Here is a 22,306-nt window from a genome sequence, read left to right on the forward strand (position 1 = left end):
TCAGTTCTCCTCCTTCAGCGTTCCGTCCGGTATGACGGCTGTTACAGCTATTCTGACGGCTGGCTCGTTAAGCCTTTCCGATAAAATAACGATGTCGCCGCTGTCTTCACGCGTTCGGATAAGCCTGCCGATTCCCTGCCGCAGCCGCAGCTGCATAAACGGCTTGTCCACAGCGTTGTAGGCGTCTGCCGCTTCCGCCCTGCGGGCGTTGTAGACTGGATCGGACGGAGGCCAAGGCAGCTCCCATACAATGACGAGCGATAGCGAAGGACCGGGAATATCCAGCCCCTCCCATAACGTTGCGGCGCATAATACGCTTTCCTCGTCATTCTGGAATGCGCTGATCAGATGGCTGATCTCGGCATCTCCTTCATATAACATCCGATATCCGTTCAGGCTCCCGCTTTCCATCGCCCAGCTGCGGAACTGTTCCAAGCCGGACTTGTCCGGGAACAGCAGCAGCGCCCTTCCTCCGCTGCGGCGCAGCGCGTCCAGCGCCTCTTGCCGCTTGTTTTCGATACTGTCTGCCGTTAGTAAACGCACATTCATCTGCTCGGCATAATCGTACGGGCTTGGCGTGCTGAAGCTCAAAAATCCGCTTATGCCTAGTGTGTCCGCCATATAGTCAAAAGTGCCGTCGGCGGATAGAGTCGCGGACGAAAACAGAATCGGCATCGGCCGTGAAAACACTCTCTCCTTCAGCACTTCCTTGACCATTCTCGGCATGATGACCAGCGCCAGGCTGTCGTTTTCCGGCGCGAGCCAAGTAATCAGCCCTTCCGGCCGGTCAAACAGCGCCAGCGCCATTCCGATCATATCCAGATGTTCCTCGACGATAGTGAGATGGTACGCATCCAACGTGAAAAGTCCGCTTTCGAATACAAGCTGCTCCTCAATCTCCTCCAGCTGGGATCGGAAAGCGCGGAGTTCGCGCAGCAGCTCCGGCGTCAGGCTGAACTCCAGCCGGTCGGACCCAGCCGTTGAGCGTCCGGCGAGCCGCAGGCGGCGAAAAAGATCTTCGCTGCGGCTAATCGCATCCTCAATTGAATAGGCAAGCGTTTCGCGAATGTCATTTTGCAGCAGTCGGCTGATGATCGATTCAAACATGGCATGCTCCAGCTTGTACGTTAGCGCATTTTGCGCAGCCGCTTCCAGCAGATGGCCCTCGTCGAAAACAACGGAGCTGTGCTCGGGCAGCAGCGGCAGCTGGCCCTCCCGTTTGCGGGCTTCCGCAGTCCAAACATGCTCCATATAAAAATCATGCGAGCAAATAAGCAGATCCGGCGCTTTGCGGTAATAGTCGCGGGATAACGTCATGCCGCAGCGATGCCGCTGCGGACAGATGAGGCAATCCTGGAATACGTCCCATCCGATCCGTGACCACATGGCGTCGCTTAGCTCGGGATAATCCTTGCGGCTGCCGTAAGGGTGAAACGATTGCATCGTCCCTGGCTGGTGCACAAAATTCGGAAGACCTTCGTAAATAAAATCGTAGTCGGAGCCGCCCGAATCGCTTCTTACAGCATCAAGCTTGTTCAGACACAGATATTGGCTTTGCGATTTGGCGACGCGGGCGTCAACGACGAGGCCTAGATGCCTCGCTATTTTGGCCAGATCGCCTTCCGGCTTGGTCAGCTGCTCGATGAGCGACTCGTCGGCGCAGGCGATAACTGCAGGTTGCTGCTTATAACGGGCGTATGCGGCTGCATAAAGCAGATACACCAGCGTTTTCCCGGTGCCGACCCCCGCTTCGGCGAACAGCGTTTTTTTATCCTGAAACGCCCGCTCCAGCTGAAAAGCCATATAAATTTGCTCATCCCGAACCTCAAATCCGGCTTCGGGCAAAATCTCGTAAAATACATCGGCGATCCAATCGCTAGCTTGGCTAATAAACGGCAGAGACGGATCGTACGTAAATGGGAATCGGGTTTGAGTCAAGCGATGCGCAGCCTCCGATAATTGCAGAGTGGAATTGAAATGCCAAAACTACATCATAATCCGCATGCAGCCGCTTGTAAAGCGCAGGGCTGGCGGGCCGTGCTTGAGCTAAGAGGTTAATCATTCTAGCGGACGGCATTCCGATCGGTCGTTCCGGTAAGCACAGCCGCTTTTCACAACTTAACCGCTTTCTTTACTCGCAAGCGCTACGTCTTGTTTCATTATTTCATGCCTTAAGCAAAGAAGCCAGCATACGCGGACTGCAGCTCAAAAAAAAGCCGGACCCGCAATCCGGGCCCGGCGGTATTGCATAACATTGACGACCTTACCGAGCACGATTTTCTCGCTTCCGCATCCCGTAAGGTCGTTGGACGACCTTACCGAGCGCGGTTTTTACACTTACGCATCCCGTAAGGTCGTTGGACGACCTTACCGAGCACGATTTTCTCGCTTCCGCATCCCGTAAGGTCGTTGGACGACCTTACCGAGCGCGGTTTTTACACTTACGCGTCCCGTAAGGTCATTGGACGACCTTAACCGGCGCAGACTATCAAGCCCCCAAAATCCGGAACGTACCAGTGCCAAACGCGTACAGCTTGCCGTCCTCGCTCCGGGCAAAGGCTTGCGTGCTGATCATGTTGCGGGATTCGTGCACAATGTCCGCAGTGACGATCAAACGCCCTTCCTTAATCGGCGACACATAATTCAAATTGAGATTTGTCGTCACGACGGCGTTGTCAGGCCGGGCAGCCATAGCCACAAGCCCCATGGCGGAATCGATCAGCGTTGCATAAACGCCTCCGTGCAAAATTCCGATCAAGTTCATATGATGCGGCTTGATATCCAGAAATACCTCGGTATGACCATCGCCTAACGTCTGGACCTCGCCTCCGATGTAACCCCAGAACGATTGCTCCGCCGCGGCCGCCCACTTTGCAATCAGCTTTTTGGCTTTATCTGATGAATCCGCTTCCATAGAAGAGCTCATTGTCGGACCTCCTTCCTGCTTCGCCGTTCGTTCTCCGCTGTCATTTTCCGCTTGTCGGTTCTCCGTTTGTCGTCTGCTCTCTCTCCTGTTCTTCTTCCAGCAGCTTGCGGCGAAGCACTTTGCCCACCAGCGTTTTGGGAAGGCTGCTGCGGAATTCATAAATTCTCGGCACCTTATAGACGGCAAGCCGCTCCTTGCACCATTGCTTAAGCGCCTCCGGATCTTCTGAAGCGCCGCTTTTCAGCACAATGTAGGCTTTAACCGTTTCGCCGCGGTAAGGGTCGTTGACACCAGCAACAATCGCTTCTTCAATATCGGGATGCTCGAACAGCACCTCCTCCACCTCACGCGGATAAATGTTGAACCCGCCAGCAATGATCAGATCCTTGCGCCGGTCTAAAATATAGAAAAAACCGTCGCTGTCCATACGTGCAAGGTCGCCTGTATAAAGCCAGCCGTCCTTCAACGTTTTCGCGGTTTCCTCCGGCCGCCTCCAGTAGCCCGCCATCACCTGCGGGCCGCGTACAATCACCTCGCCGATGTCGCCAGGCTCCACGTCTTCTCCCGATTCCGGGTGCACGATGCGCGCCTCCGTATCCGGGATTGGGATGCCCACAGAGCCAGCTTTGCGCAGCTCCCAAATATTATTGGCGTGCGTAACAGGCGCGGCCTCCGTCAAGCCGTAGCCTTCGATCAGCTTGCCGCCGGTCAGCTTCTCAAACCGTTCCTGAACTTCAAGCGGCAGCGCGGCCGCCCCGCTAATGCAGACATCAATGGAGGACAGATCGTATTTGCTCACATCCGGGTGATTAATTAGAGCGACATACATGGTCGGGGCTCCGGGAAACAGTGTCAGCCGATGTTTTTGGATCGCCTTCAGCACGGCATTGATTTCAAATCGCGGCATCAAGTAGAGCGTCGCTCCGACCCGCACGCCTTGATTAAGCAGCACCGTCATGCCAAACACATGAAAAAAGGGCAAAGCAGCCAAATACTTGTCTTTGCTGCCCTTGTTCCGGTAATTCCAATGATGGGCCTGAATCGTATTTGCAATCATATTGCGATGAGTTAACATAACGCCTTTGGCAAAGCCGGTTGTGCCTCCCGTATATTGAATCAACGCGAGATCTGTACGCGACTGCACCGGCACCCGGCAAGGATCGCTCAGCGCCTCGCGCAGCAGCTTTGTAAACCGGAGCAGCTGCGTGTCGCCGAAATCCAGCTTGGGAAGCGGAGTTCCGTCCTTTTTCGCTTTGATCGGATAGAGCAGATTTTTCGGAAACGGCAGGTAATCCGAGACTGAAGTTACAATAATACGCTCCATCGGGGTGCCTTCCGTCGCCTGGCGAACACGGCCGACGAGCAAATCCAGCGTCACGATGAACCTCGCTCCGGCATCGTTAAGCTGATGCTCCAGCTCGCGCGGCATGTAGAGCGGGTTCGTCATCACAACAACGCCGCCGGCCAGCATCGAGCCATAATAGGCGATGACGGCCTGCGGGCAGTTGGGCAGCATGACCGCAACCCGGTCTCCTTTGCGAAGACCGAGGCTGATCATCGCGTTTGCATAACGGTATACAGCATCTAGCAGCGTTCCATATGACATGCTGGCGCCCATGAATTCAAGCGCCGTATGATTCGGGTTACGTTCAGCCGTCCGCACCAGGAATTCCGCCAGGTTATGGTCCGGATAATCGCAGGTCGGCGGAACTTCGGCCGGGTAATGTCTGAGCCATGGTCTGTTCGACATACCGTCACCCCATTCTGTTCTTATGGAGGTTGTTCAAAAAGCCCACCATTGATCACGATGTAAACCAGGAAGCGCACTCGACATCGAATCTTGTGTTCACCCTCGAAGTCCGGTGCTCATGTAGGTTTGCCTACATTCCGCTCCTCTTCTTCCGGTTCTCGCAACCTTCTCGATGCTGAATGGCGACCTTTTTGAACTTGTTCTTATGGCACGTAACGCTCAGCCTCAATGACGCGGGATGCGATGCGGCGTTTCAGCTTGACTGTGTCGTTGGTGGCGGTTTTGGTCAGCTTTTTCAGCACAGACAGCTGCGTTTTGAGCGTGTCGCCTGTTTCCATAGCCGCCAGCGTTTCCTTCGCCAGCTCCGCAATGCGGGCGAATTCCTCCTGCACGAATACAACGGTCATGTCTACGCCGAGCTGCGCTTTGGCACCGCCTTGCAGCTTGATCCGTTTTTTCGTGCGTAAGATCGCGCTTTCCATTGCAAACACGCCAATCATAATATCCGCCATATTGCTGAGAATTTCCTGCTCCTGATCCAGCTTCGTCTGATACTTCTGCACGGCGGACGCGCCAGCCATCAGGAAGATTTTTTTGGCGTTCTCCAGCAGGTACGTTTCCTGGTCCAGCGGATTTTCAAACAACTGATTCGAGGAGCGAAGCTCCATCAGCTCGGATTGCAGCTTCATCGCCTTCGGCAGCAGCGCCAGCTCGCCTTTCATCGCCCGCTTAATGAGCGTTCCCGGAATTAACAGGCGATTGATCTCGTTTGTGCCTTCAAAAATACGGTTAATGCGGGAGTCCCGGTAAATGCGCTCAATGCGGTATTCCTGCGTAAAGCCGTATCCGCCATGAATCTGCACCCCTTCGTCCGCGACAAAATCAAGCGCTTCGGAAGCGAACACTTTGTTGATGGAGCATTCCAGCTGGTACTCCGCAATTGCTTTGGCGGATTGATATCCAACGTCAGGTGCGGAATAGTCGACATCGGCAAGACCAACATCAAACAGCCCTGCGGTGCGGTATACCATGCTTTCCATCACATACGTGCGGATGTTCATTTCCGCGAGTTTCTTGCCAACTAGCGGGAAACTGCTGATTGCGCGGCCGAATTGCGTGCGCTCGTTGGCGTATTTGGACGAATATTCGATTGCGTCCTTGGCGGAGCCGAGACAGCCGACAGCCAGCTTGTAACGCCCGATGTTGAGAATGTTGAAGGCAATCAGATGGCCTTTTCCCACCTCCCACAGCAGATTTTCCGCCGGAACCTTTACGTCCTCCAAAATGAGCGGGCATGTCGAGGAGCCTTTAATGCCCATCTTTTTCTCTTCCGGGCCGATGCTGACGCCGTCCATCGTCCGCTCCACGATAAAGGTGCTGAAATCATTGCCGTTTACCTTGGCGTAAACGATGAATATATCCGCGAACCCGGCGTTCGTAATGAACTGCTTCGTGCCGTTCAGCACGTAATGGCTGCCGTCTTCGCTGAGCACCGCCGTCGCCTTGGCTCCCAGCGCATCGGATCCGGAAGAAGGCTCTGTCAAGCAATAGGCGGCGATTAACTCGGCGGTTGCCAGCTTCGGCAAATACTTCATCTTTTGCTGCTCGTTGCCAAAATAAACGATCGGCAGCGTGCCGATGCCGACATGCGCCCCGGCGGTTAGAGCGAACGCGCTCGCCTTGGTCATCTTTTCGCTGATCAGCGAGGAGCTTACCTTATCGAGGCCGAGGCCGCCGTACGCCTCCGGCACGTCCGCGCCGAGCAGGCCCAGCTCGCCCGCCTTGCGAAGCTTTTCAACTGTCAGCTCATAGTTCAGCTTCTCGATTTTTTCGTCGACCGGTTCAATTTCCCCTGTTACAAAATCCTCCGTCGTCTCAGCGATCATACGCTGCTCTTCCGTAAGCTCCTCGGGAATGACAATGTTGTCTGCATCGATATCTTCAATGATAAAGCTGCCGCCTAACACTTTATTTGTTGTTGTCATTTTCAGCCGCTCCTTTGGAATGGATGGGTTAAAATAGGAAGAAATCCCGGCTTCACGCCGGATGGACTTCGAATACGCCTGCGGCTCCCATGCCGCCTCCGATGCACATGCTCACTACGCCGTAACCGCCGCCGCGTCTGCGCAGCTCGTTGATCAGGCTGACACTGATTTTGGTGCCGGTGCAGCCGAGCGGATGGCCAAGCGCAATCGCGCCGCCGTTTACATTCACCTTATCCTCGTCTATGCCCAGCTCGCGGATAATATGCAGACACTGCGACGCAAACGCTTCATTAATCTCGAACAGCCCGACCTGCTCCTGCGTAATGCCAGCCCGCTGCAGCGCCTTCGGAATCGCCTTGACCGGGCCGACGCCCATAATTTCCGGCTCCACGCCGGCCAGCGCAAATGAACGGAACGTGGCTAGCGGCTTCAAACCAAGCTCATCCGCCTTTTCCCGGCTCATGATCACCACCGCCGCCGCTCCGTCGCTGACCTGCGAGGAATTACCTGCCGTTACGGTGCCGTTCAGCTTGAACGCCGGCCGCAGCTTGCCAAGCGTATCCACGGTGGTGTCGGGACGCACGCCTTCATCCATCCGAAACGTGAACGCCTCGGTTTTGACCCGGCCGTCCTCCTCCAGCGATTTTAGCTCCGCGTCTACGGGTACGATTTCGTCATCGAATTTGCCGGCGGCAATCGCTGCCGCCGCTTTTTCGTGCGAGCGGGAAGCAAACCGGTCCTGATCCTCCCGCGATACGCCGAACTGCTCGGCAACCCGCTCGGCGGTATGCCCCATGCCGATATACACCTCCGGCATCTCTTCGACGATGCGCGGGTTGGGAGATATTTTGAAGCCGGTCATCGGCACATGGCTCATGCTCTCCACGCCGCCCGCAATAAGCACATCCGCGCCGCCAGTCATAATGCGTTCCGCCGCAAACGCAATCGATTGCAAGCCCGAGGAGCAGAAACGGTTGATCGTCAGCGCCGGCACCGTGACCGGAAATCCGGCGTAGAGCGACATGATGCGGGCAAAGTTCAAGCCCTGCTCTCCCTCCGGCATGGCGCAGCCGATGATGATGTCCTCCACATCCTCCTTATTCAGCCCCGGCGCGCGCCGCACCACTTCGTCCAGCACGATGCGCCCGAGATCGTCGGCGCGGGTTTGCCGCAGGCTGCCTTTTTTGCCGCGCCCGATCGCCGTCCTCGCCATAGATACGATTACCGCTTCTCTCATATCGCCGTTCACGCTCCTTTTTGGCTTTGCTTTCTATTAATAGCAGCCACGTCAGTTCCGCAGAGCCTTGCCTTTGGTGAGCATATGCTGCATGCGCGCCTGTGTTTTTGGCTCGCCGGTAAGGCTTAGGAACGCCTCGCGCTCCAGATCGAGCATATACTGCTCTGTCACAAGCGTGCCTGCAGGCAAATCGCCGCCGCTCAGCACATGGGCCAGCTTTTTGGCGATGAGCAGGTCATGGTCGCTAATGTAGCCGCCCTCGCGCATGCCGATTGCCGCCAGCTGCAGCGCTGCTTTGCCTTCCGCGCCAGCGATGCGGATTTTCTCCGCCGCCGGCAGCGTATATCCTTCCGCCGCCATTTGCAGAACGGCCTGTTTTGCTTCATGGATTAGATGAGCCTCGTTTGGCACAATGCGGTCAATGCCGCGGAAATACCCGAGCCGTTTGGCGTCATGCCCGCTGGACGATACCTTCGCCTGACCGACCGTTTCGAACACTTTGCCGAGATACGGCAGCAGATCGGTGTCGGGGTGAGGCGCCTGCTGGCTCACGCGAAGCGCAAACTCCTTGCAGCCGCCGCCTGCCGGAATGAGGCCTACGCCTACTTCGACTAACCCGTAATAGGTCTCCGCAGAAGCGACGATCTGATCCGCTGGCATACAGGCCTCAACACCGCCGCCAAGCGTCATCCGATGCGGCGCCGCGACGACCGGCCTATCCAGCCGCTTCAGCTTCAGCATACTCTGCTGGAACAGGCGGATGATGTCGTCGATCTCATCCCATTCCTCGTCCTGCGCCTCCATAAGCAGCAGCATGATGTTGGCTCCGACGCAGAAGTTGCGGCCTTGATTCGCTACGACAAGCCCCGTCCAATTGCGGCGCACCTCTTCCACGCTCTGCTGAATCAGCGTCAAAATGTCCCCGCCGATGGCGTTGTTCGGAGAATGGAACTCCAGGCATGCCACTCCGTCTCCGATATCGATCAGACTGGCGCCGGTGTTGGACTTGATGACCCGGTTCTGCTCCTTAAGCGACCGCAGGTCGATTTCCTCCGGAGCCTGCTCCGCCTGCCTGAACTCGCCGCCGCTGACATAGAATCGCTTGCCCTCTTCTTTGCGGTAAAAGCTCGTGTTGCCTTTAGCGATCCATTCCTTCACCCAATCAGGAACGGATGTCCCTTCGCTTTCCATGCGCTGCACGGAGCGGACAAGACCGATCGCATCCCAGGTTTCAAACGGGCCAAGCTCCCAGCTAAAGCCCCATTTCATTGCCTCGTCGATTTCCTGAATCGAATCCGCAATCTCGCCTACTTTGTCTGCGGAATACACAAGCACCTGTTTCATAATGTTCCACGCCAGCTGAGAATAACGGTCGCCCGCCGCAAGCAGCGCCTTCGTTTTTTCCTTGGCTCCTTTAGCCAGCTTTGCCGCTTCCAGAGAAGCCGAGTTGACCCTTTGCTGCGGGAAGTATTCCATCGTGCTCAGGTTGAGTGACAGAATTTCGCTTTTGCCGCCTGACCCTTTGCGCTTCATATAAAAGCCCTGGCCGCTCTTCTCTCCCAGCCAGCCGCGCGCAACTAGCTCTGTCAGCGCCGCTGGAGGCGCAAAAGCGCGCCGTTCGGCATCGCGATCAACATGATTCCGGACGTTGTCCGCCACATGGACAAATGTATCCAGTCCGACCAGATCGAGGGTGCGGAAGGTGGCGCTTTTCGGCCGTCCGAGCGCCGGGCCGGTAGCCGCGTCAACCTCCTCTACGCTGTAACCGCCCTTCTCCATTTCCTGCAGCGTTACGAGCAGACCGTACGTCCCAATCCGATTGGCAATAAAATTCGGCGTATCTTTAGCGATGACAACACCTTTGCCAAGCACCGACTCGCTAAATTGTTTCATGTCGCGCACAAGCTGCGGGTCGGTTTGCTGCGCAGGAATAATTTCAAGCAGCTTCATATAACGGGGCGGATTGAAAAAGTGCGTGCCCATAAAGCTGGCGCAGAAAGCCTCGCCGCGGCCTTCGAGCATCGCGTTGATTGAGATGCCGGAGGTGTTGGAGGTGACGATTGCACCCGGCTTCCACACCTTTTCGATGCGCTCCAGCAGGCTGCGTTTCGCGTCCAGGTTTTCAACGATAACTTCAATAATCCAATCGGCCCCGGAAAGCGACTCCAGATGATCCTCCAGATTGCCCGGTGTGATACGCGCGGCAAAGGCGTCATCGTACAGCGGCGCAGGCTTTGTTTTTTTCAGCTTGGCAATCGCGGCTGCCGCGAACCGGCTGCGCACGGCGGGATGCTCCAGCGTTAATCCCTTTTTCTCTTCGTCTGCGGTCATCTGCTTCGGAACGATGTCCAGCAGCAGCGTTGGAATGCCAACGTTGGCAAGATGGGCGGCAATGCCGGAGCCCATAATGCCGGAGCCGATGACGGCTGCCTTTCGGATCGTTAAACTCATCGTAATGTGCCTCCTCGAAAAAGGTTAGTTGCTGCGGGAAAGGCTGATGAAGCATTGTCGTTGCGCCGCCTGCTTTTCAGGGTTATCCACCCTCAACACTATGGAGCCCGGGCCATCCTGAATGTGCTTTTTACGGCGATCATGTTAAACGGCCACCTCTTTCTTCTCCTGCGGCGGGGCACCGGCTGCGCCAAACACCGACTGCTCCAAAATTTCTGCAATATCGCGCGCTTTTACGAGATCGTCGACCTCTTTCAGCTTTGTGCCGTCTTCCAGCATCGTCAGGCAATACGGGCAAGCGCTGCTGATCATCGTCGGATTAACCTCCAAAGCCTGCTCGGTACGAGCCAGATTGACACGTTTGCCCGAGGTTTCCTCCATCCACATCAAACCGCCGCCAGCGCCGCAGCACATCCCGTTTTCCCGATTGCGCGTCATTTCTACCAATTCGACGCCAGGAATAGCCTTAAGCACGTTGCGCGGCTCGTCATAAACGTTGTTATAGCGGCCTAAATAACAGGAATCGTGATAGGTGATGCGTTCTTCCACCCGATGAGCCGGCTTCAGCCGTCCCTCGGCGATCAGCCTGTCGAACAGCTGCGTATGATGCTGCACCTCCACGCCTTCCATGCCAAAGTCGGGATATTCGTTTTTGAGCGTGTTGAACGTATGCGGACAGGCGGTAACGATTCGTTTGACGCCGTAACGCTGGAACGTCTCGATATTTTCCATGCACAACTGCTGGAACAGCATCTCGTTGCCAAGACGGCGCGGGGTGTCGCCGGAATTTTTCTCCTCGTTGCCGAGAATTGCGAAGCTGACCCCGGATTCGTTCAAAAGACGCGCCACGGCGCGCGAGATTTTGCGGCTGCGCAGATCGTAGGAGCCCATGGAGCCGACAAAAAACAGGATGTCGAAGTCCGGATTTTCCTTAACTGTCGGAACTTTAATCCCGTCCACATCGCCCGTCCATTTGGCCCGGTCGCTGCGGCTGATGCCCCATGGATTGCCCTGCCGCTCGATGTTCTGCATGGCGCGCTGGCCTTCATGCGGCATGCTGCCCTGCATCAGCACGAGATGGCGGCGCATGTCGATAATTTTATCGACATGCTCGTTGCCGACGGGACATTGATCCTCGCAGTTGCGGCAGGTTGTGCAGGCCCAGATTTCATCCTCGGTCATTACGTCGCCAATCAGCTCAACTTCCTCCGGCTTGCGCTCCTGAACGGTCCAAGATGCTTTTTGCCAGTCAAGCGTAGGGCGGATGTTCGTAATCGCTGCTCCGGGATCGAGCCATCGCACTCCAGCCGCACCTTCTGCCGCCACAGCCACCTCTTCTTTGCCCGCAACGCCCGCTGCCAGATCCAGCAGGGACGGGCCATGATCCAGACTGCGAGGCTGAAACAGATGGGCTTTAGACGGATCGATTCCACCAAATGCGAATTCCGGCACCCATGGGGAACGGCCGGTTACAGCCGCGCCTTTGTCAATTAAATGGTCGCGCAGCTTGATGATCAGATGCATCGGCGACAGAGCCTTACCTGTATTGGAAGCCGGGCAAACATTGGTGCAGCGCCCGCATTCTACGCACGCGTAAAAATCCAGCATTTGCTTTTGCGTGAATTCCTCGATCCGGCCAACGCCGAACGACTCCGCCTCCTCGTCCTCCAGATCCAGCTTGGCAAGGCGGCCAACAGGCGTTTTGCGGCGCAGAAAGATATTGATGGGTGCAGTAATAATGTGAAAATGCTTCGATTGCGGCACATAAACGAGAAAAGCGAGCAGAATGGCGAGATGCGCCCACCAGGAAATGAGGAACAAAACATGTGCTGCCGTTAGGGACAGGCCGGAGAACGCTTCCGCCATCAGAGACGAAATTGGAGCATACCAGGAGAATTCCATACCAAGCCAAATCCGCTCAAATGCAAGCGAGAACAGCACGGAAAACATCAGCGAGAAAATGAAATAAAGGACGATGCTTGGTTTCAGCCCCCGCTTAAGCCGGGCAAGCTTTTCGCCGTAACGCCGGTAAGCGGCATATCCCATCGCAAGCAGAATGAGAACAACCGTAATTTCCTGCACGAGGCTAAACAGATCATAACCGGGTATTGGCAAATGCCCCCCGCCGGTCAGCCCTTTGACGATCAGATCGAGCGCTCCCAGCTGCAAAATGACAAAGCCGTAAAAAATGACAATGTGCATGATGCCGCTTTTTGGGTCCTTCAGCAGCTTCGTCTGTCCGAACACCTGCGCCAAAAACTCCGGCCAGCGATCCTTTCCGCTTAGGGGCCAATCCGCCGGCCGGCCAAGCTTCAAATAAAGGTAGCGGTGATAGACCGCCCGATAGAACAAGTAAATACCGAAGCCGGTGACGGCGAGAAACAGCGCAAGTTGTATCAGCTGTCCAATCATGTGGGCTCTCATCCTTCCGCATTTATGTGGGCATGTTCAACAGAAGCTGGGGGCTTTGTTATATGAAGCGCTTTCATGGAGGGAACAAAAAAATCTTAGCGGAATCGCCGTTAGTACAGCGTACATCCTGACTGCTGCCTGTTCCCGAGAAAGCTCCTGCTAAAGCCGGCATTCTTTCGCATAAAACGTTGACAATCGGTGTTGTATCCCCTAAGATGAAGAAAAATGAATGAGCATTCATTCACCATACGTAAATACTACCATCGAGGTGCAACCATGACAAGTAGGAAGCAGGAAAAATATTTTTTAATCCTCGAGGCCGCTTTGAAAGTTATTGCCGAAAATGGCTTTCACGGCTCTCAAGTGTCGAAGATTGCCAAGGAAGCCGGCGTTGCGGACGGTACGATCTATTTATATTTCAAGAAGAAGGAAGATATCCTTATCTCCCTGTTCCAGGAAAAGCTGGGGGATCTTGTCGAGCGCTTCCATACCCGCATTCGTGAAACCGCTACCGCCGAGGAGGCGCTCAGGGCTGTCTGCGAAATTCATTATTCGACGCTTGAAAGCAACGTGAACCTGGCCTATGTTGCGCAGATTGAGCTGCGGCAAAGCTCGCTGGAACTTCGCAGGTCAATTGGCCTCGTCGTAAAGCCGTATATTGAGCTGATTGAGCATATTCTGGAAAAAGGGGTGAGAGAAGGCGCGTTCCGGCAGGATCTCGATATTAAGCTGACGCGCCTGCTGATCTTTGGAGGAATGGATGAAGCGGTCACGTCGTGGCTGATTTCCGGGATGAAATATTCGCTGACCGCCCAGGTGGACAAAAGCGTGGATTTCTTTTTATGCGGCCTCAAATAAGACAACGTTTATTCCAAAGGAGGAGCTGAGCCTATGCACATTTATGTCCTGCTCAAGCAAACGTTCGATACCGAGGAAAAAATCGTCATTGAAAACGGAGCCGTCTCAGACGACGGAGTAAAATTTGTCATCAATCCTTACGACGAATACGCCGTTGAGGAAGCTCTACAGCAGCGCGACAGCCACGGCGGCAAAGTGACCGTCCTCTCTGTAGGGCCGGGCCGTTCGGCGGAAGCGCTCCGCCAGGCGCTGGCAATGGGTGCGGATGAGGCGGTTTTAATCTCCGATGAGCGAATCGCCGCCGATGAAGGAGCCGCCGCAGCTGCGCTGGAGGCATTCCTGTCCAGCCAACCGTTTGATCTGCTGCTCGGCGGCAACTTTTCCGTAGACAGCGGCGGCGGCCAGGTCGCCGTCCGTCTGGCGAGCCGCCTTGGCATCCCGCATGCCGCCTCCATTACGTCCCTTGAAATCAGCGGCTCTGGGGCTGTCGTTAAACGCGATGCCGAAGGAGATACCGAAACGCTGGAGCTGTCCCTCCCCGCCCTGTTTACTGCCCAGCAAGGGTTGAACGAGCCGCGCTACCCTTCCCTGCCTAACATAATGAAAGCAAAGAAAAAGCCGTTCCAGACACTGACGCTAGACGATCTCGGACTTGCCGAAGCGCCGCCGCTGACCGAACGCGTATCGATTGCCCTCCCGCCGGAACGCGGCGCCGGCCAGATTCTGAAAGGCGCTCCCGCCGAGCAGGCCGCCAAGCTGGTGGAACTGCTGCGCACAGAAGCGAAAGCCATCTAATACAAGTCCAGCTCGTTCCCGACCGACTAAGGAGGAATAAACGATGAGCAATCCGATTCTCGTTATCGCAGAGGTTCGCGGCGGCAAGCTTCGCCAGGTTTCACTGGAAGCGCTTCAAGCAGCGCGCATCGCCGCAGGGGAAAACGCGGAGATTTCCTCCGTTATTATCGGCAGCGGCATTACTGCGCTGGCCGGAGAGCTTGCGGGTTACACAGGCGGCAAAGTGTACGCGGTTGACCATCCCGATCTGGCGAGCTACAACGCTCCTGCCTACCTGCAAGCGGTTAAGGGCATCGTTCTGGAGCTCCAGCCCAACCGCGTTTTTCTTGGGCATACCGCAGAAGGACGCGATCTTGCGCCGCAAATCGCAGCGCTGATTGGAGCCGGGCAAATTTCCGATGTCATCGCCATTGAACCGGGCGAGCAGTACAAAAGGCCAATCTATGCCGGCAAGGCATTTGAGGAAAAACGGTTTTTGTCCTCATCCGGCGTTGTTACCGTCCGTCCTAACAATATTCCTCCAGCTTCAGCTGCCGACTCTCCAGGCGAAGTTGTTGACCGCGAATATGCTCCTCCCGGCGATCTTCGCTCCATCGTGCGCGACGTCGTGCGCAAAGCAGGCGGCAAGGTCGATCTTGCCGAAGCCAAAATTGTCATTTCCGGCGGTCGCGGCGTCAAGAGCGCCGATGGCTTTAGGCCGCTGGAGGAACTTGCCGACGTGCTCGGAGCCGCCGTCGGAGCTTCGCGCGGAGCCTGCGACGCCGGATACTGCGACTACGCGCTGCAGATTGGCCAGACCGGCAAGGTGGTTACGCCGGAGGTCTACATCGCCTGCGGCATCAGCGGCGCCATTCAGCATTTGGCGGGCATGAGCCAATCCCGCGTCATCATTGCCGTTAATAAAGATCCGGAGGCCCCTATTTTTAAAGTAGCGGATTATGGCATCGTTGGCGATCTGTTCGAGGTTGTGCCTTTATTGACGGCAGAGTTCCGCAAAGTGTTGGCCTAAAAGGAGGCGGCTAGGGATGAATCAAGGTACCGGACCGTTCAGGCCCGATCTGCTGCAGGGCAAAACCGTGCTCGTTACCGGCGGGGCAACCGGCCTTGGAAGAGCGATGGCGGAAGGCTTCGCGGAGCTTGGCGCGCGGATAGCGCTTGCCGGACGGCGCGAGGAGAAGCTGCGCGAGGCGGAAGCTTTGCTAAGCGCAGCCGGGTGCGACGTTTACGTCCACAGCTGCGATGTGCGGGATCCGGCTGCGATTGCAGCGCTGGCCGATGCGCTGGACAGCCGCTTCGGCGGCATCGATGTGCTCGTTAACAACGCCGCAGGCAATTTTATCAGTCCGACCGAGCGGCTGTCCCATCGCGCCGTCGACGCTGTGCTGAACATCGTGCTGCACGGCACGTTTTACACGACGCTTGAATTCGGCAAACGCTGGATTGACGCGGGCCGCTCCGGCACGATGCTTAACATCGTCACAACGTATGCCGAGACGGGCTCCGCCTTTGTCGTTCCGTCCGCTGCCGCCAAGGCAGGCGTGCTGGCGCTGACCCGCTCGCTTGCTGTGGAATGGGCGCGTTACGGCATCCGGCAGGTCGCTATCGCGCCTGGCCCCTTTCCGACCGAAGGCGCTTGGTCACGCCTGCTCCCTACGCCTGAGCTGGCGCAAAACATGATCGACCGCATTCCGCTGGGCCGGGTTGGCAGCAAGGAAGAGCTTGTTCATCTTGCCGCCTTCCTCGTTTCGGACTACGCAGCCTACCTGAACGGTGAATGCGTCACGATTGACGGCGGGGAATGGCTGCAAGGGGCAGGACAATTTAACGGTCTGCTCGACGTTACGGACGATCAGTGGGATCAGCTAGCAGCGATGATTAAGTCGACAAAATCATAACCAGCACAACAAAGGACATCCCTGCGCGGATCGCAGAGGATGTCCTTTTGCCGTTACCGCTGCTTCGGATTTTCCTTCAGCCAAGCGAGCATCTCATCCAGTGTGCGCACCGGCACGATGTTGAGCTTTTTCGCTCCCTTGCGCGCATCCTGTTCCTGGCCCGCTGGCACAAAAAACACATCGGCTCCCGCCCGCTCCACTGTAAAAGCCTTTTGCTCTATGCCGCCAATCGGTCCTACGTTGCCCTTGTTGTCAATGGTGCCTGTTCCGGCAACCTGATTGCCGTATGTTACACCATCTGGCGTTAGCTGATCCAAAACCGTTAGAGCGAGCATCGCGCCATGCGACGGCCCTCCTTGGTAGACCAGATACGGCCTGTAGCTCATGGCTCGGGTCAGGTCGGCCTTGGTTCGATCCTGCACCTGCACCCCAAGAACGGCCCGTTTAGCATCGTCGGCGCTTTGGCCTGCGGTAACAACAGCGGTGTTTTTTAGGCTGCCGCGTTCATAACCCACCTTCACCTCAGAGCCGGGCTGAACGCCGCTCATCACCTCTGCAAGCTCATCGGTATCCCGCACCGTTTGCCCGTTAATTGAAAGCAAAACATCCCCCGGCTCCAGCATGCCTTTAGACGGGCTGTTCTTCAATACAGCAAGCACCTGAATGCCAAGCGGCATAACTCCCTTTCCCAATCCGAGCTTCTGCAGCGCCACCGCTGTCCCTACTTCGTTGGCGCCTGCCCGTTGAATGGATACCTGACGCTGAATTTCCGAGATGGGTATGCTCGTATCTCTTTTGCTGAGCGTCATATGCGGCAGCAGAGAGGCGTACAGCCAATCGACCGGAAACGCGGGACGCTCGATAACAAGCACGCCTTCCAGGGAGCCATGCGTGCCGCCGCCCTCCACCTGCGCGTAACGGTTCATATTGAGCGTAAAACCTGGCATTGTGACCGCATAAGACGTCGGATAAAAAAGCAGCGCTCCAAGCGCAAGCAGCACGACCGCAAACGCTGCCGTACGAAGCGGAAACCGCCGCCTGCGCCGTTCCTCGGCAGCCGTATCCAGCAGCACCAGCAGCGCGGTTACTCCACCGGCAGCCGCCAGCGCGGAATAACGATCGGGCTGCAGAACAAGCAGCGCCGCCGTGAGCATGCCGCCTGCGGCAATAAGCAGCTTAAGCACTGGCAGCCGCCGGCTTTTGCTGCCGGACCAGGAGCGATAAGCGCCGATTGTCCAGCATAACGGAATGAGCGCGCAGCCGCGTGCCAGCCACTCGATCATATCCATCCAATAAAATGAACCGGCGCGCAGCGGGTCCGCAAGCCAAATCAGTTGTCCGGCGACCGATGCCAAAATAGCAGCAGCAAAAGATGCGATATACCAGCGAATTCCTTTGGACATAGACTATTGCCTCCCGGCAGGCGCAAATTTCCTGAACCTTCCTTTTTAGAATACAGGAGTAGGGGCAGGCATTTCAACGCAGCAGCGCTCTCATGCTACAATGGAAAATATTCCGTCTACAGAGAGGTTGAACATAATGAACGAATGGTCTTCCCTAACCGCAGGACTGCCGGTCTGGCTGGAGCAAGCGCGCCATGCCGCTCCGTTCGGCAAAGTCGCTTCCTATATTCCTGAGCTGTCCAAGGCTGACTCCTCCATGCTCGGCATTCAAATCCGAGGCGCGGACGGGCGCTCGGTATCCGCTGGAGATTGCGGCAGCCCCTTCACGCTGCAGAGCATATCCAAGGTGTTTACGTTAATCATGGCGCTTATGGACAACGGCGAGGAGATCGTCTTTAGCAAAGTGGGCATGGAGCCTACCGGGGACAGCTTCAACAGCATGCTGAAGCTGGAGCTCGTCCAGCCCGGCATTCCGTTTAATCCCTTGATTAATGCCGGTGCAATCGTGGTCAGCTCCCTCATCGCGGGAAGCTCCAATGAGGAAAAAATAACCCGCATTCAAAGCTTTCTAGGCAAACTCGCCGGCCGCGGCCCGCTGCAGCTTGATGAGGATACGTACCGCTCCGAATCGGAATCCGGCAATCTGAACCGTTCGATGGCTTACTTTTTAACGGATAACGGTGTGCTGCAAAGCAAAGTGGAAGATGTGCTGGAGGTTTATTTCAAACACTGCTCGCTTACCGTTGACTGCGGCGAGCTGGCCCGCATGGCGCTAGTATTGGCGCTCGACGGCGTGGATCCGGACAGCGGCGAACGCCTAATCCCCCGCCGTTATGTGCAAATCGCCAAAACGTTCATGGTTACCTGCGGCATGTACAACGGCTCCGGCGAATTTGCCATCGATGTCGGACTGCCGGCTAAATCGGGCGTATCCGGCGGCATTATGGCCCTGCTTCCCGGCCGTGCCGGAATCGGAATCATTGGCCCTTCCCTGAACCGCCACGGCAACAGCGTCGCCGGCGTTCATTTGCTGGAGCAGCTATCAAAAGAATTTGATTGGAGCCTGTTCTAACTTGCGCATAAACTGCCTGGCGTTGTCCACTTGTTGCCGGTTCAGGGAAATGATACGATACGAATTATGATGAACTCGCCGCTGAAATGGATCTTTTTTGATGTAGGCGAAACGCTGGTGGACGAATCGGAGCCGATTGAGGACATTACCCGCCAGCTGATCGCCGCCGCCGGAAGACGAGGAATTGCCGTCTCAAGGGGCCATGTCCGCGAATTGTGGATGGAGGCCCATAAGAGGTTTTCGCCTTTTCCGATGGCAGATATTTTGCAAACGTTATTTCCCGATGCCGCACTTCGGCAGGCAATCTGGTCCGAGATGAAATACCGCAAAGAGCTGGACCGGCCTTTCCCCGAATCTCGCGGCATTCTGGAGCGGCTGAGCAGCCGTTACCGAATCGGCGTTATTGCCAACCAAAGCGCCGGAACAGCCGACCGGCTGCGGAGCTACGGCTTGCTGGAGCATATCGACGAAGTATTTGCCTCCGCCGAGCTCGGTCTCGTTAAGCCCGATCCCAAGCTGTATGAATACGCGCTTAACTCAGCCGGCTGCACCGCTGCCGAAACATTAATGGTCGGAGACCGGATCGACAACGATATCATCCCCGCCAAACATTTGGGCATGCGCGCCTTATGGGTGCGCCAAGGGCTTGCGCTTCGCCAGTACAGCCCGTCCAAAATTAGCGAGCCGGACGGTATTATCGATTCAATTTGCGAGCTGGAACACTGGCTGCACGAATGGCAGAACGGCAGCGCCGACAGTCCGTGAACATGCAAAGACCGCCCCTTCTAGGAGCGGTCTTTATGTGTAGGCGAGACTTTTTTATTATCGTCAGCCGCTTTTGGCTCTGCCGGGAGGTCCTCGCCGGTTTTGGAAACACTGATGGAGCGATGCTCGGGTTCATCCATATCGGCTTTCACTAACTTTCGGAATCCAATCCAAGAAGCTAGCAAAATGATTATCATAATAACGCCAAACATAATCAGGTAATACCAGTCCGTGATTGAAGATGCTTTGCTAACCATCCGTAAGACACTCCTTCCTTCTTTATCTAGTTTACCCTAACCGGCTAGGACATAGTTGGCCCATTCGAGCTATAAATGTGACAATCTTATTCCGATTAAATCGGACGGCTGATTGAAATAAAGTCTATTCGGACTTACAATGAATCTCATGAATCCGACATCCAAGTCTTCGACATCGCTGCTCGCCGCTCTGTTGGTCGGCATGGCGGCTATTTCCGTTTCTCCGATTCTCGTCCGCTACTCCGGCGCCCCGGTTTCGGTTCAAGGGTTATACCGCATGCTGTTTACTTTTTTGCTTATGCTCCCGTTTGGCTGGCGCCAGCTGCCGGCAATCCAAAAGTTAACGCTCCGGGACTGGGCTCTGCTCATTAGCGCGGGATTTTTCCTGGCGCTGCATTTTCTGCTATGGATGGCGTCGCTATCCTACACCTCCGTCGCCAGCTCTACGATTATGCTGACGCTGGAGCCGGTATTTGTCGCTGCGCTCGCCTTTTTCCTGCTGCGCGACCGGCTTGGAAAAGCAGCCTGGATCGGAATGGCCGTATCCATTGGCGGCGCGGTTTTGGTCAGCTCGGGCGATTTCGGGCTCTCCAGAGAAGCCTTGTTCGGCGACGCCCTGTCGCTGCTCGGAACAGCGGCAGTCGCTGTTAATATTATTTTAACCAAACAGCTTTTGCGCCGCATGCCGCCCTATGTATACAGCCTAATCGTGTTTGGCTTTACGGCTATGTTTTTTGCTTTATACAACGTTTCGCTAGGAATTCCGATGACGGGTTATGCGTCCCGGGAGTGGATGATTTTCCTGCTGCTCGCCATTATCCCGACCGTATTCGGCCATATGATCTTCAACTGGCTGCTTCAGTATTTACGCCCTACAACCGTATCGATGAGCGTGCTGGCAGAGCCAGTAGGAGCCAGCCTGCTGGCCATGGCGCTGTTCGGCGAAGCGCTGAACGCCTTTCAGCTGGCAGGCGGCGGCGCCATGATTGCAGGTTTTATTGTGTATTTGCGCTCGGAAAATAAAGTTAAACCCAAGGAAAACCCGCAGCAGCAGCCAAGCGTTTCCCCCGCCGAAAGCGCGTAGCTAACAAAATAGATGCGCCGGTTTTGAACCTGCGGCATATGAAAGGGCCACTCTTAGGAGCGGCCCTTTCATATGCGCACAATCAGGCGTAAATTGCCCTGTGCTGCTGCGTTATTTTTCGAAAGCGTCAATCATATAAGACATTGCTTCCGTCTCGTCCTTGCCTTGAATACGCAGCATTACCGGCGTGCCCGAACGAATCGGAAGCAGCAGCATGCCGAGCAGACTTTTGACATCGACGATGTTGTAATTGTCCCCGTTGGAGAACTCCAGCTTAATGTCGGATTGAAAACGTGCCGCGTCTGCGGACAGGCGTGTCAGATCCTCCCGGTTAAAATCCGATGTAATCACAAATTCATGCACTCTCATTATTCACAAACCTTCCTGGCCGTAATGGTATCTATCATCTATATCCCTATTCATATTCTGCAAATTCGGCAAAGGTTCCGGTGCTTGTATGCTGCACTGCAAAACTTTCATTTATTTTGCAGGCGGACGGAGCCGTTGTCAATCCCAAAAGCTTAAAATTAGCGGTCATGGGTAAAAATGAATATGAAAACAGGAGGCGATTCCCGATGATGATTACACCTTTTGAGGACAGGCTCTACACCATCTTTTTTTATATCCTCGCCGCTGTAGGCGTTGCCGGAGTCGGCATATGGGTATTTTGGTTGAGCCGCAAAGCTAAAAAGAACAAAGGCCGGAACCGGTAATCGACCGCTTTGAGCAGCTAACAGCTGACCGCCGCAATAAGAAAAGCCCTGTCATAAGGACAGGGCTTTTTGAGCATGCGCCGCTACGTGTTTTTGTTGGCCGCATCGTTAAATGCCGCTTTGTAGCATTTGCGGCAAACCGGCTTGTAATCGTCGTTTCCGCCGATTTGAATTTGCGCTCCCTCGTTGACAGGAACTCCTTCCACAAAGCGGATGACCATCGTCGCTTTACGGTCGCAGTACCAGCAGATCGTTTTAATTTCCTCGATCTTGTCCGCCTGAGCCAGCAAATAATAACTGCCCTCAAACAGCTCGTTGCGAAAGTCGTTTTTAAGGCCAAACGCCATCACTGGAATGTCCAGCTCATCCACAACTTTGGTAAGCTGATCGATATGCCGGCGATTTAAAAATTGAGCCTCGTCAATTAAAACGCAATAAATCTGTTTTGGCGCGTCCGCCGGCTGATGAAGCAGCACCTCTTCAAAAATATCCGTGCCGTCCGCTACGGGAATTGCTTGGCGGGTAAATCCGACTCTGGAGCCGATCTCCTCCTTGCCGCTGCGCGTATCAACAGCCGGAGAAAAGATCAGCACCGCTTTGCCTTGTTCCTCGTAGTTATGGGCTACCTTGATAATTTCAAACGATTTGCCGCTGTTCATTGTACCGTATTTGTAGTAGAGCTGAGCCAACCTTGCACCCTCCT

General features: G+C 55.5%; 19 protein-coding genes. 8 read left to right on the top strand and 11 right to left on the bottom strand.

What is annotated here, in order from left to right; translation table 11 throughout:
- The 7 genes from M3223_RS00380 to M3223_RS00410 all read right to left on the bottom strand — a co-directional run bounded on the left by M3223_RS00380 (nucleotide 1) and on the right by M3223_RS00410 (nucleotide 12,761).
- A complete protein-coding gene (locus tag M3223_RS00380) occupies nucleotides 1-1,938 on the bottom strand; it encodes an ATP-dependent DNA helicase (RefSeq protein WP_251557843.1) in 1,938 nt (645 codons plus the stop codon).
- 550 nt (nucleotides 1,939-2,488) lie between these two features.
- Nucleotides 2,489-2,926 carry a PaaI family thioesterase gene (locus M3223_RS00385; protein WP_251557846.1) on the bottom strand — a complete coding sequence of 146 codons (438 nt, stop codon included), beginning with the start codon at nucleotides 2,924-2,926 and terminating at the stop codon, nucleotides 2,489-2,491.
- Nucleotides 2,927-2,966: 40 nt separating this feature from the next.
- Complete coding sequence (locus tag M3223_RS00390; protein WP_251557848.1) at nucleotides 2,967-4,676, bottom strand: long-chain-fatty-acid--CoA ligase; 1,710 nt, start codon at nucleotides 4,674-4,676, stop codon at nucleotides 2,967-2,969.
- A 203-nt stretch (nucleotides 4,677-4,879) separates the two neighbouring features.
- Nucleotides 4,880-6,661, bottom strand: coding sequence for an acyl-CoA dehydrogenase family protein (locus M3223_RS00395; RefSeq protein WP_251557850.1), 1,782 nt, complete (start codon nucleotides 6,659-6,661; stop codon nucleotides 4,880-4,882).
- A gap of 52 nt (nucleotides 6,662-6,713) precedes the next feature.
- Complete coding sequence (locus tag M3223_RS00400; protein WP_251557852.1) at nucleotides 6,714-7,898, bottom strand: acetyl-CoA C-acetyltransferase; 1,185 nt, start codon at nucleotides 7,896-7,898, stop codon at nucleotides 6,714-6,716.
- A 51-nt stretch (nucleotides 7,899-7,949) separates the two neighbouring features.
- Nucleotides 7,950-10,349: a 3-hydroxyacyl-CoA dehydrogenase/enoyl-CoA hydratase family protein gene (locus tag M3223_RS00405; RefSeq protein ID WP_251557855.1), complete on the bottom strand. Its 2,400-nt coding sequence runs from the start codon at nucleotides 10,347-10,349 to the stop codon at nucleotides 7,950-7,952.
- Between the two features lie 144 nt (nucleotides 10,350-10,493).
- Nucleotides 10,494-12,761, bottom strand: coding sequence for a (Fe-S)-binding protein (locus tag M3223_RS00410; protein ID WP_251557857.1), 2,268 nt, complete (start codon nucleotides 12,759-12,761; stop codon nucleotides 10,494-10,496).
- A 276-nt stretch (nucleotides 12,762-13,037) separates the two neighbouring features.
- Here M3223_RS00410 and M3223_RS00415 point away from each other — a divergent pair, with 276 nt between their 5' ends.
- The 4 genes from M3223_RS00415 to M3223_RS00430 are packed head-to-tail and all read left to right on the top strand — an operon-like array spanning nucleotide 13,038 to nucleotide 16,309.
- Nucleotides 13,038-13,619, top strand: a complete 582-nt coding sequence (locus tag M3223_RS00415) for a TetR/AcrR family transcriptional regulator (RefSeq protein WP_251557859.1) — start codon at nucleotides 13,038-13,040, stop codon at nucleotides 13,617-13,619.
- Between the two features lie 33 nt (nucleotides 13,620-13,652).
- Nucleotides 13,653-14,414 (top strand): electron transfer flavoprotein subunit beta/FixA family protein, encoded by a 762-nt coding sequence (locus M3223_RS00420; RefSeq protein WP_251557861.1) that lies wholly within the window; start codon nucleotides 13,653-13,655, stop codon nucleotides 14,412-14,414.
- A gap of 43 nt (nucleotides 14,415-14,457) precedes the next feature.
- Nucleotides 14,458-15,423 carry an electron transfer flavoprotein subunit alpha/FixB family protein gene (locus tag M3223_RS00425; RefSeq protein ID WP_251557862.1) on the top strand — a complete coding sequence of 322 codons (966 nt, stop codon included), beginning with the start codon at nucleotides 14,458-14,460 and terminating at the stop codon, nucleotides 15,421-15,423.
- Nucleotides 15,424-15,439: 16 nt separating this feature from the next.
- Entirely contained in the window at nucleotides 15,440-16,309 is an 870-nt protein-coding gene (locus M3223_RS00430) for an SDR family oxidoreductase (protein WP_251557864.1), read from the top strand.
- Nucleotides 16,310-16,362: 53 nt separating this feature from the next.
- Here M3223_RS00430 and M3223_RS00435 read toward each other — a convergent pair whose 3' ends face one another.
- Nucleotides 16,363-17,712 (bottom strand): PDZ domain-containing protein, encoded by a 1,350-nt coding sequence (locus tag M3223_RS00435; protein WP_251557866.1) that lies wholly within the window; start codon nucleotides 17,710-17,712, stop codon nucleotides 16,363-16,365.
- Nucleotides 17,713-17,845: 133 nt separating this feature from the next.
- Between M3223_RS00435 and glsA the strand changes: the two genes are divergently transcribed.
- Both glsA and M3223_RS00445 read left to right on the top strand, forming a co-directional pair.
- The gene (gene glsA / locus M3223_RS00440) at nucleotides 17,846-18,784 is read left to right on the top strand and encodes a glutaminase A (protein ID WP_435367988.1); all 939 of its coding nucleotides are present in this window, start codon (nucleotides 17,846-17,848) and stop codon (nucleotides 18,782-18,784) included.
- 30 nt (nucleotides 18,785-18,814) lie between these two features.
- Nucleotides 18,815-19,549 (top strand): HAD family hydrolase, encoded by a 735-nt coding sequence (locus M3223_RS00445; protein WP_251557870.1) that lies wholly within the window; start codon nucleotides 18,815-18,817, stop codon nucleotides 19,547-19,549.
- 20 nt (nucleotides 19,550-19,569) lie between these two features.
- On the opposite strand, the gene M3223_RS00450 is transcribed toward M3223_RS00445, so the two are convergent.
- Complete coding sequence (locus M3223_RS00450) at nucleotides 19,570-19,806, bottom strand: hypothetical protein (RefSeq protein WP_251557872.1); 237 nt, start codon at nucleotides 19,804-19,806, stop codon at nucleotides 19,570-19,572.
- Between the two features lie 148 nt (nucleotides 19,807-19,954).
- Between M3223_RS00450 and M3223_RS00455 the strand changes: the two genes are divergently transcribed.
- The gene (locus M3223_RS00455) at nucleotides 19,955-20,890 is read left to right on the top strand and encodes a DMT family transporter (RefSeq protein ID WP_251557874.1); all 936 of its coding nucleotides are present in this window, start codon (nucleotides 19,955-19,957) and stop codon (nucleotides 20,888-20,890) included.
- Nucleotides 20,891-21,001: 111 nt separating this feature from the next.
- On the opposite strand, the gene M3223_RS00460 is transcribed toward M3223_RS00455, so the two are convergent.
- On the bottom strand, nucleotides 21,002-21,259 hold the full coding sequence (locus M3223_RS00460) for an HPr family phosphocarrier protein (protein ID WP_251557876.1): 258 nt from the start codon (nucleotides 21,257-21,259) through the stop codon (nucleotides 21,002-21,004).
- 206 nt (nucleotides 21,260-21,465) lie between these two features.
- On the opposite strand from M3223_RS00460, the gene M3223_RS00465 reads away from it, so the two are divergent.
- The gene (locus M3223_RS00465; RefSeq protein ID WP_251557878.1) at nucleotides 21,466-21,603 is read left to right on the top strand and encodes a hypothetical protein; all 138 of its coding nucleotides are present in this window, start codon (nucleotides 21,466-21,468) and stop codon (nucleotides 21,601-21,603) included.
- 83 nt (nucleotides 21,604-21,686) lie between these two features.
- Here the strand turns inward: M3223_RS00465 and M3223_RS00470 are convergent, their stop codons facing one another.
- Nucleotides 21,687-22,292, bottom strand: coding sequence for a thymidine kinase (locus tag M3223_RS00470; protein ID WP_251557880.1), 606 nt, complete (start codon nucleotides 22,290-22,292; stop codon nucleotides 21,687-21,689).
- Nucleotides 22,293-22,306: the final 14 nt, after the last annotated feature.

This window comes from Paenibacillus pasadenensis (assembly GCF_023715725.1).
In the GTDB taxonomy this organism is placed as follows: domain Bacteria; phylum Bacillota; class Bacilli; order Paenibacillales; family Paenibacillaceae; genus Paenibacillus_O; species Paenibacillus_O pasadenensis_A.

Coding starts and splice junctions, on each gene's coding strand:
- M3223_RS00385 (WP_251557846.1), bottom strand. CDS start 2,926: ATGAGCTCTTCTATGGAAGCGGATTCATCAGATAAAGCCAAAAAGCTG.
- M3223_RS00390 (WP_251557848.1), bottom strand. CDS start 4,676: ATGTCGAACAGACCATGGCTCAGACATTACCCGGCCGAAGTTCCGCCG.
- M3223_RS00395 (WP_251557850.1), bottom strand. CDS start 6,661: ATGACAACAACAAATAAAGTGTTAGGCGGCAGCTTTATCATTGAAGAT.
- M3223_RS00400 (WP_251557852.1), bottom strand. CDS start 7,898: ATGAGAGAAGCGGTAATCGTATCTATGGCGAGGACGGCGATCGGGCGC.
- M3223_RS00405 (WP_251557855.1), bottom strand. CDS start 10,349: ATGAGTTTAACGATCCGAAAGGCAGCCGTCATCGGCTCCGGCATTATG.
- M3223_RS00410 (WP_251557857.1), bottom strand. CDS start 12,761: ATGATTGGACAGCTGATACAACTTGCGCTGTTTCTCGCCGTCACCGGC.
- M3223_RS00415 (WP_251557859.1), top strand. CDS start 13,038: ATGACAAGTAGGAAGCAGGAAAAATATTTTTTAATCCTCGAGGCCGCT.
- M3223_RS00420 (WP_251557861.1), top strand. CDS start 13,653: ATGCACATTTATGTCCTGCTCAAGCAAACGTTCGATACCGAGGAAAAA.
- M3223_RS00425 (WP_251557862.1), top strand. CDS start 14,458: ATGAGCAATCCGATTCTCGTTATCGCAGAGGTTCGCGGCGGCAAGCTT.
- M3223_RS00430 (WP_251557864.1), top strand. CDS start 15,440: ATGAATCAAGGTACCGGACCGTTCAGGCCCGATCTGCTGCAGGGCAAA.
- M3223_RS00435 (WP_251557866.1), bottom strand. CDS start 17,712: ATGTCCAAAGGAATTCGCTGGTATATCGCATCTTTTGCTGCTGCTATT.
- M3223_RS00450 (WP_251557872.1), bottom strand. CDS start 19,806: ATGGTTAGCAAAGCATCTTCAATCACGGACTGGTATTACCTGATTATG.
- M3223_RS00455 (WP_251557874.1), top strand. CDS start 19,955: ATGAATCCGACATCCAAGTCTTCGACATCGCTGCTCGCCGCTCTGTTG.
- M3223_RS00460 (WP_251557876.1), bottom strand. CDS start 21,259: ATGAGAGTGCATGAATTTGTGATTACATCGGATTTTAACCGGGAGGAT.
- M3223_RS00465 (WP_251557878.1), top strand. CDS start 21,466: ATGATGATTACACCTTTTGAGGACAGGCTCTACACCATCTTTTTTTAT.